This is a genomic window from Nocardia sp. NPDC055321, from assembly GCF_053645575.1.
On sequence record NZ_JBSHMS010000061.1, the window covers coordinates 1 to 10,479 of the forward strand.

The window sequence follows — 10,479 nt, forward strand, 5'->3', positions numbered from 1 at the left end:
CGGGGTTTGTCGGCGGATGGGCGGTGTAAGGCGTTTTCGGCGTCTGCTGATGGTGTGGGTTGGGGTGAGGGTGTGGGTGTTCTGGTGTTGGAGCGCTTGTCCGACGCCCGCCGCAACGGTCATCGAGTCCTGGGGATCGTGCGTGGTTCGGCGGTGAATCAGGATGGTGCGTCCAATGGTTTGACTGCGCCGAATGGTCCGTCGCAGCAGCGGGTCATCCGCGCGGCGCTGGCCAACGCACGGCTGTCGCCTTCCGACGTCGATGTGGTCGAAGCGCACGGCACCGGCACCGCCCTTGGTGATCCGATCGAGGCCCAGGCCCTCTTGGCGACCTACGGCCAGGATCGTGTCGATGATCGGGCGTTGAAACTTGGTTCGGTCAAGTCGAACATCGGTCACACCCAGGCTGCCGCGGGTGTGGCGGGTGTGATCAAGATGATCATGGCGATGCGCCACGGTCTTCTGCCCGCCACCTTGCACGTGGATTCTCCCTCCCCGCATGTGGATTGGGCCTCGGGTGCAGTCGAGTTGCTCACCGAAGCCGAAGTGTGGCCGGAGACAAGTGCGCCTCGTCGCGCGGCGGTATCAGGGTTCGGGATCAGCGGCACCAACGCACACGTGATCCTCGAACAAGCACCAACGGAATCTGATCCCGTAACCACTGAAGGCGGAACCGGTCAGGGCGACAGCGTGTCGATGCCATCGATTGCCGACGGAAACGATATGGGTTCTGTTGTGCCGTGGGTGCTTTCGGCGAAGTCACCGCAGGCGTTGCGTGGTCAGGCCGAGCGGCTGCGCGAGTTCGTGACCGTGGATCCGGAACTCTCGAACGCTGACCTCGCAACCTCATTGGTGAGGACGCGATCGGTGTTCGAGCATCGCGCGGTGGTGCTCGGAGCGGATAGAGAACAGCTGCTCGCCGGGCTGGGGGCGATCGTGTCGGGCGATGCTGACCCGCACGTGACCGTCGGTCACGCACATTCACGCAAGGTGGTGTTCGTGTTCCCCGGTCAGGGCTCGCAGTGGCTGGGTATGGGCCGGGAACTTCTCGAATCTTCCCCCGTGTTCGCCAGAAGCATCGAAGCGTGCGAACTCGCCTTGTCCCCGTACGTGGACTGGTCATTGTCCGCAGTGCTGCGCGGGACAGAACCTGACACCGACCTCGATCGCGTCGATGTGATCCAACCGGTGCTGTTCGCGATGATGGTGTCACTGGCCGCATTGTGGCGCGCGTTCGGCGTAACCCCCCACGCGGTGATCGGACACTCTCAGGGCGAGATCGCGGCCGCCTGTGTCAGCGGAGCGCTCACTCTCGAGGATGCGGCCAAGATCATTGCCCTGCGCAGCCAGGTGCTATCGCAAATCGCCGGCCAGGGCGGCATGGTCTTCGTGCCCCTGCCTGCCGCCGAACTCGAAAGTCGTTTGAACGAGGGTGAGTTGGCGCTGGCGGCGATCAATGGACCCCGTTCGACCGTGGTGTCCGGAGCGGTCCAGGCACTGGAAACTCTCATGCAGGAGCTGATTGCCGAGGGAATCCGCGCACGCAGGATCCCGGTCGACTACGCCTCCCACTCGCCGCAGGTCGAGGCGGTCGAACAGGACCTGACCCGCGCGCTGGGTTCGCTCACCCCGCGGTCTTCGAGCATTCCGTTCTACTCGACTGTTACCGGAGTCGCGCTCGACACCGCCGAAATCGACACCGCCTATTGGTACCGTAACCTTCGGCAACCGGTCCAATTCGCCACTGCAGTGCAGGCACTGGTGAGTGCCGGGTACGACGCCTTCATCGAGATCAGCCCGCATCCAGTGTCGACCATGAACGTGGAAGAGGTCCTCGAGGAGTCGAACGCCACAGCGATCTGTCTGGGTTCGCTGCGCCGCGACGAAGGCGATCTGGGCAGCTTCACAGCCGCTGTGGCGCAGATCTTCACCGCGGGTGTGGATGTGTCATGGAATGCCTTGTGCGCGCACGGGCTCCCGGTGGAATTGCCGACATACGCGTTCGACAGACAGCGATTCTGGATCGACGCGCTCGGCTCGGCGGGTGATCTCAGTGCGGCGGGTCTCACGGCGACCGGTCATCCCCTGGTGGGTGCGGGGACCGAACTGCCAGCCAATGAAGGGTTCGTGTTCACGGGTCGACTATCGACGATCACCCATCCGTGGTTGGTCGACCACTCGGTGTTCGGAGTGGTGCTGCTACCGGGAACAGCGTTCCTGGAAATGGCGCTCCACGCGGGCGATCAGGTGGGATGTGACTCGGTTGAGGAACTGACTCTCGAAGCGCCGCTTGTATTCTCAGGAACCCAGGGGACGCAAGTCCAGGTGGTGGTCGGCAGCCGCGACGAAAGCGGCTGTCGTACCGTGAGTGTCTATTCGAGGCTGGGCGAGTCGAATCAGGGCGGGCCGTGGACCCGCAATGCGCAAGGCGTGTTGGGTGATGCGGCGGTTGCAGCGCCCGTAGACCTGAGGGATTGGCCGCCGAGGGAGGCTGCTGCGGTCGACCTCGGCGATTTGTACGGCTGGTTCGCTGGGAACGGCTTCGAGTACGGGTCGGTATTCCAAGGGCTCAGACGGGTATGGCGGCGCGGGAGCGAGGTGTTCGCCGAAGTCGGCGTCGCGCTGGACACCGAGAGCGCCGCGGGAGTGGATGTGTCGGACTTCGGGTTGCATCCCGCGCTGTTGGATGCCGCGCTACACGCATTAGGTGTGGACCATTCCTCTGGCGATTTCGTTGGGCGGCTGCCGTTCTCGTGGTCCAGGGTGCAGTTGTACGCCACCGGTGCCGAGTCGCTGCGCGTGCGAATCTCGCCGGTCGGGGCGGATACGGTGTCGATCGCGGTGACCGATGGGACCGGCGAGCCGGTTGCGGGGATCGGGTCTCTCATCTTGCGGCCCATCACCCAGGACCAACTGAGGCCGGGCAGCGACACCTCCTCGGAGTCCTTGTTCCGAATGGACTGGATTCCGATGTCGACCATGACGTCGCCGACCGCGGACCACGACTGGTGGGCCATGGTCGACTCCGAGCGCGAGACCGGGCTGTCCGCAGGGACTCCGGCCGGTATCGACCTTCGGTTCTATCCCGACCTGCATGCCCTTTCCACGCATCTCGGGAGCGGTGAACAGGCGCCGGAAGTTGTTGTGGTGTCGATCGATTCGGGCTGCGATGATGCTTCGCAATTGGCCCGCAGGGTCCGCGAGGCGACACATCAGGTGCTGAGATCGGTCCAGGCCTTCCTTACCGACGACCGACTCGTCGCATCCCGGCTCCTGGTCACCGTCCGCCCGGCGGTGATACGCCCACCCGACTCGGTGGGCTCACTGCTCGACGACCTGGTGGGTGCGGCAGTATTCGGCATGGTGCGTTCGGCTCGAGCCGAGCATCCGGGTCGGTTCGTCGTGCTCGACATCGATGCTCACCGGTCGTCGTGGGATGCGCTTCCCGCCCTCCTCGCCCAGGACGAGCCCGAGCTGCGAGTTCGTGCCGGCTCGGTGTCTGTGCCGCGGTTGGCCAGGGTCGGCGCCGCGACCCGGGAACAGAACTCGCTCGAGTTGTGGGACAGGAACGGGACCGTGTTGATCACCGGTGGGACAGGTGGTCTGGGTGCTCTGGTCGCCAAGCATCTGGTGACCGCACACGGTATTACGCGCCTGTTGCTGGTCAGCCGCAGAGGTGTGGACGCCCCCGGCGTAGCCGAGTTGGTGGCCCAACTCGACTCGCTCGGTGCGGTGGCGGAGGTCTTCGCGTGCGATGTCGCGGACAAGCGGGCCATCGCTGCTGTCCTCGCTGCGGTGTCGCCTGATCATCCTTTGACCGCGGTGGTTCATGCGGCGGGAGTTCTCGCCGACGGCGTCATCGAGTCGATGAGCGCGGATCAGGTCGATCGTGTGCTCGGCCCGAAGGTCGACGGCGCGATGAACCTGCATGAGCTGACCCGGGATCTGGACCTGCCGGGCTTCATGCTGTTCTCCTCGATGTCCGGGGTTCTCGGAGGCCCGGGGCAGGGCAACTATGCGGCGGCGAACTCGTTCCTGGACGCGTTGGCGCGGCATCGGCACGAGCAGGGCCTGGCCGCACAGTCGCTGGCGTGGGGTTTGTGGGCGCAGGACAGCGGTATGACCGGTGCTCTCGACATGACCGACAGGGCGCGGATCGAGCGTTCGGGTGTCGGGGCGCTGTCCGCGGCCGACGGATTGGCGTTGCTCGATACCGCAGCGGCATACGACGATTCGGTCCTGGTCCCGGTCAAATTGGATCCGCATGCGCTCGGTCGCGTACATCGTGACTCCGGATCGGTGCCGGCCCTGCTGCGCGGGCTGGTGCGAGGAACGGTACGACGTACCGCGAACCGCGGTGCGAGCAACGGTGCATCAGGCCTGACGGCGCGACTGTCCGACATGTCCGAACCCGAAGCCAATGCCTTGGTCTTGGACATTGTCCTCGCGCAGGCTGCTGCCGTGCTCGGACATGCCAGCGTCGTGGGGATGGAACCCACGCGTGCGTTCACCGATATCGGTTTCGATTCGTTGACCGCGGTCGAGCTGCGCAATCGGCTCACGACCGTGACCGGGATCAGATTGCCGGTCACCGCCATCTTCGACCACCCCGCACCGACCTCTCTCGCCAAGCATCTCACCGCGCAACTTTCCGGTATCCGGGTGCAAGCGGCAGCCCCGGTGCGGGTTTCGGATGAGTTCGAGCCGATTGCTGTGGTGGGGATGGGATGTCGCTTTCCCGGGGGTGTGGCTTCGCCGGAGGATCTGTGGGATTTGGTGTCCGGTGGCGTGGACGCGATCGGTGATTTTCCGACCGACCGCGGCTGGGGCGAGGGTCTGTACGACTCGGACCCGGAAGCGTCGGGTAAGACCTACACGCGTTCTGGCGGGTTCCTGTACGACGCCGCCGATTTCGACGCCGGCTTCTTCGGTATCAGTCCGCGTGAGGCGTTGGCGATGGATCCGCAGCAGCGGTTGTTGTTGGAGACTTCGTGGGAGGCGTTGGAGCGGGCGGGAATTGATCCGCGTTCGATGGCCGGTAGCGAGACCGGTGTGTTCACCGGCCTTATGTACCACGACTACGGCTCCGGCGGGCAAGTCCCGACCGAGGTCGAAGGCTATCTGAGCACCGGTATGTCAGGGAGTGTGGCTTCGGGTCGGGTGTCCTACGCCTTGGGTCTCGAGGGCCCTGCGGTGACGGTGGACACGGCCTGTTCCTCGTCCTTGGTGGCGATGCACCTCGCGGTCCAAGCGCTTCGTGCCGGGGAATGCTCGCTCGCTTTGGCCGGCGGCGCTACCGTGATGGCGACTCCGAGCCTGTTCGTTGAATTCTCGCGGCAACGCGGCCTGGCCGCGGACGGCCGATGCAAGGCGTTCTCGGCCGGTGCCAATGGCACCGGATTCAGCGAGGGCGCGGGTGTTCTGGTGTTGGAGCGCTTGTCCGACGCGCGTCGTAACGGTCGCAGAGTCCTGGGGATCATGCGTGGTTCGGCGGTGAATCAGGACGGTGCCAGCAATGGGTTGACCGCGCCGAACGGTCCGTCGCAACAGCGCGTGATCCGTGCGGCATTGGCCAACGCGCGCTTGTCCCCGGCCGAAATCGACGCGGTCGAGGCCCACGGCACCGGAACCACCCTCGGTGATCCGATCGAGGCCCAAGCGTTGCTCGCCACATACGGCCAGGATCGTCTCGATGCTCGGGCTCTGAAACTGGGATCGGTCAAATCCAATATCGGTCATACTCAGGCTGCCGCGGGTGTGGCGGGTGTGATCAAGATGATCATGGCGATGCGCCATGGCGTCCTGCCCGCTACCTTGCATGTGGATGCTCCGTCCCCACATGTGGATTGGGACGCGGGGGCAGTCGAGCTGCTCACCGAATCCCAAGCGTGGCCGGAGACGAATGCGCCGCGCCGCGCGGCGGTATCGAGCTTCGGAATCAGCGGCACCAACGCACACATAGTGCTCGAGCAAGCGCCCGTCGAACCTCCGGTTGCGGTCGACACGGTCGAGTGCGCAGTCGGAGCGGACACCCACGGTGTGAATGATGTTGTGCCCTGGGTGCTCTCGGCTTCAACGCCGCGCGCGCTACTCGGACAGGCCGCACGCCTGCGGGACTTCACATCCATTCATGATCAACTGGCACCGGTTGACATCGCGCTCTCACTGGTGACCACCCGATCGATGTTCGAACACCGCGCGGTCGTGGTCGGCAACAACCGCGAAGAACTGATCGAGCAGCTCGACTTATTGATCGAGGATGGCCTGTCCAGCGGCGTCATCCACGGTTCCAGCGGTTCGGTCGTGGGCAAGACCGTCTTCGTCTTTCCAGGCCAGGGATCGCAGTGGCCGGGCATGGCCCGCGATCTGCTCGAAGCATCCCCGGTCTTCGCGGCGAAGATGCGGGAATGCTCGGATTTGATCGACCCGCTGGTGGACTGGTCCCTGTTCGAGGTAGTGAGCGAACCGGACCCCGAGCTACTCGAGCGAGTCGATGTCGTCCAGCCCGCGTTGTTCGCGGTGATGGTGTCGCTGGCTGAACTGTGGCGCTCGGTCGGGGTGGTCCCGAATGCGGTCGTCGGCCACTCCCAGGGCGAAATCGCCGCCGCGTACGTCGCGGGTGCACTGTCGCTGGCCGACGCAACGCGGATCGTGGTGCTGCGCTCGCAAGCCTTGACAGTGCTGTCGGGGACCGGAGGCATGGTCGCGGTCTCACTCTCGAGCGAATCGGTACAGCCATTGCTCGTGAGGTGGAACGGCACACTCGCCATCGCGGCGATCAACGGCTCGAACTCGGTCGTGGTTTCGGGTGAGCGGACTGCCTTGGAGGAGTTCATCACCGCCGCCGAGTCTCAGGATGTCAGGGTTCGCCGGATCGCGGTCGACTACGCCTCGCACTCGGCTCAAGTCGAGGTGCTGCGTGAGTCCCTCGTTGCCTCGCTGTCCGATATCGCCCCGACATCGTCAAGCACCGAATTCGTCTCCACGGTTTCGGGCACCGTGATCGATACCGCCGAGCTGACCGCGGACTACTGGTTCCGAAATCTTCGGGAGCCGGTGCAATTCGAGGCCGCGACCCGCGCCCTGCTTGCTGCGGGATACAAGGCCTTCCTCGAAGCGACACCACATCCCGTCCTGACCATCGGCATCCTCGAAACCTGTGAAAGTCTCGGTGAGACCGAGGATTCCGCAATCGTTGTCGGGACCCTGCGCCGAGGTGAGGGCACTCTGAGCCGGTTCGTTTCCGCTGCTGCCGAGGCGTACGTCGCCGGTATCGCGGTGGACTGGCGTGCGCTGTTGGCCACGAGCCAGGCTCGAACGGTAGACCTGCCGACCTACGCGTTCCAACGACGACGGTACTGGCTGGAGGGAGCCTCGCGGCTCGGGGATGTGACAGGCGTCGGCCTGGGCCCGGCGAAGCATCCACTGCTGGGCGCAGTTGTAGCGGCACCGGAAACCGGGGGAGTGATATTGACAGGTCGGCTGTCGGTCGGTGCGCAGCCCTGGCTCGTCGATCACGCGGTGGCCGGGGTGGTGTTGCTGCCAGGCACAGGTTTCGTCGAGCTCGCGATGCGTGCCGGTGACGAAGTCGGCTGCACCGTGATGCGGGAACTGACGTTGCAGGCACCGTTGATCCTCCCGGACACGGGCGGCGTTCAGATCCAGGTCGTCGTTGGCGGACTCGACGATTCGGGCGACCGACCGATCTCGATCTACTCCCGGCTCGAGCGGGAAGGCGATCTGCCCTGGCTGCTGCATGCGCGAGGCACGCTCGGTTCGGAGGAAGTGACCGCGTCACCGGACCTGGTGCAGTGGCCACCGATCGGTGCGACGACGGTCGATATCGACGCCGGCTATGCGAGCCTGCTGCAGCGCGGATATCAGTACGGTCCGGCATTCCGAGGCTTGCGGTCGGTCTGGCGGCGAGGCCTGGACGTGTTCGCCGAGGTAGCCCTCCCCGCTGACAGCGAGGTCTCCACGGCTGGATTCGGACTGCACCCGGCGTTGTTGGATGCCGCCCTGCAATCGGGAATTCTGGCTGTCGACGCTGCCGACGCCGATGCCGAGTCTGTGGCGCTTCCATTCTCTTGGGAGGGCGCGACCCTCCACTCGAGCGGAGCCGCTGCGCTGCGAGTTCGGATCTCGCCCACCGAAGCGGGCGCGGTTGCGATCGAGGTGGTCGATTCCGAGGGTCGGCCGGTGATGTCGGTTGCCTCATTGGTCACCCGCCCGATCTCGACCGAGCAACTGGTATCGGTTGGCGAGACCGGAGATTCGGACCCGCTGCTCGAAGTGCGGTGGTCTCCACTGCGTACCGCAGTCGTGGAGTCTTCCCGAAAGACGGTGGCGTACTGGGACGAGGTCGGCGAAGGTTCCGACGTCCCCGATGTCGTGGTGATCGACTCCCTGCAGAATCCGACCTTGGATACCGCCGAGGGTGTACACGCCGAGCTGGCGCGCATGTTGGCGGTGTTGCAGGCGTGGTTGACCCAGGACCGCTTCGCCGCAAGTACTTTGCTGGTCAAGACAACCGGTGCGGTGGCGCTGTCGGGCGAGCCGGTCACGGACCTCGTGGGAGCCGCAGTATGGGGGTTGGTCCGTTCGGCTCAGTCCGAGGATCCGGGTAGATTCGTCTTGATCGACGCGGACAGCGAGGTGGATGTCGCGGGGATCCTGGCCACCGGTGAATCGCAGATCGTCGTCCGAACCGGAACAGCACATGTGGCCCGACTCGAGCGCATACAGCGACCGTCGATCACCGAGGCCACGTCGAGGACGGACGGCCTCGGCCACGGTACGGTGCTGATCACCGGTGGCACCGGTGGTCTGGGCGCCGTGCTGGCCCGGCACGCGGTGCTCGAATACGGTGCGCGGCATCTGGTGCTGGTCAGTCGAAGCGGACTAGACGCTCTGGGCGCGGTTCAGTTGCGCGCCGAACTGATGGATCTGGGGGCGCAGGTCCATATCGCGGCCTGTGATGTCGCAGATCGCGCCGCGTTGGCCGAACTCTTGACCAGTATCCCCACAGCTCACCCGCTCGCCGCGGTGATCCATGCGGCGGGGGTGCTCGACGACGGTGTCATCGGGGCGCTGACACCTGATCGACTCGATACCGTGCTGATGCCGAAAGTCGATGCGGCGTGGCACCTTCACGAACTGACGCGAGGAACAGACCTCGCCGCTTTCGTCTTGTTCTCGTCGGTATCGGGAACCGTCGGCGGGGCCGGGCAAGGCAGTTATGCGGCCGCGAACACCTTCCTGGACGGTCTTGCGGCGCATCGTCAGGCCAACGGACTCGCCGCACAGTCGATCGCATGGGGCATGTGGGCTCAATTCAGCTCGATGACCGGTCACCTCGGTGACGTCGACATCGCCCGGATGAACCGAGGCGGATTCACCGCCATGCCGAACGACGCGGCCCTGGCCCTGTTCGATGCGGCCGTGCAGTACGGACCGGTCCAGGTGGTGGCGGCGCGGCTGGATTCGGCCGCGGTCCGCGCGCAGGCCAGCGCGGGCCTGTTGGCTCCGGTACTGCGCAACGTCCTACCGGGCTTGCGCCGCGGGGCGATCGGTGGGGCCTCTTCCCCAGCCCTGAAACACCAACTGCTCGGACTGGCCTCGGCCGAGCAGCTACGCGTCGTACTCGACGTCGTCCGTGCGCATGTCGGCGTCGTCCTGGGTCACGACAACGCCACGACCATCGAACCCGGTCGCGCCTTCCAGGACTTGGGCTTCGATTCGCTGAGCGCCGTGGAGGTCCGAAACCGGCTGAAATCGGCTACCGGACTACAGCTTCCAGCCACGGTGATCTTCGACTACCCGAACCCGGCAGCACTCGCGGAGTACCTGCTGCGCCAACTTTCGCCCGACTCCGCGCAGCTGCACACCGATGAGGACACCGAACTTCACCGATTGCTCGGTGCGATTCCGATCGAGCGAATCAGAGCGGCGGGACTGCTGGAAACACTGCTGAGTTTGGCCGACCTGGAGACGACGACGCCTGGTGCCGAGATACACGGCGACGAAGAACTGATCGACATGATGGACCTGGGGGAACTGGTGGCAATCGCGCTCGGTTCGGACGAAGAGGGGACTGTGGAATGACCGTCACAACGGATCGTGTGGCCGAAGCGCTGAAGGCATCGATCAAAGAAACCAATCGCCTTCGCCGACAGAACGAACAGCTCATCCGCGCATCGGCCGAGCCGATTGCTGTGGTGGGCATGGCGTGTCGTCTTCCCGGTGGGGTCGTGTCACCGGAAGGTTTGTGGGAGCTGGTATCCGGCGGTGTCGACGCGATCGGGCAGTTTCCGATCGACCGCGGCTGGGACGAAGATTTGTACGACCCGGACCCCGACGCGTTGGGTAAATCCACGACGGGTTCTGGTGGGTTTCTTTATGACTCTGCGGATTTCGATGCTGGTTTTTTTGGTGTCAGTCCGCGTGAGGCGTTGGCGATGGATCCGCAGCAGCGGTTGT

Annotated in this window: 2 protein-coding genes; both read left to right on the forward strand. The window is 64.9% G+C overall.

Features of this window, described 5'->3' with window-relative positions; genetic code table 11:
• Nucleotides 1–10,104 (forward strand): SDR family NAD(P)-dependent oxidoreductase (locus ACWIGI_RS41420; protein ID WP_454209176.1); only part of this gene is annotated, 10,104 nt, incomplete at its 5' end.
• A partial coding sequence (locus ACWIGI_RS41425; protein ID WP_454209177.1) for a beta-ketoacyl synthase N-terminal-like domain-containing protein occupies nucleotides 10,101–10,479 on the forward strand: 379 nt, incomplete at its 3' end. The genes ACWIGI_RS41420 and ACWIGI_RS41425, both read left to right, overlap by 4 nt.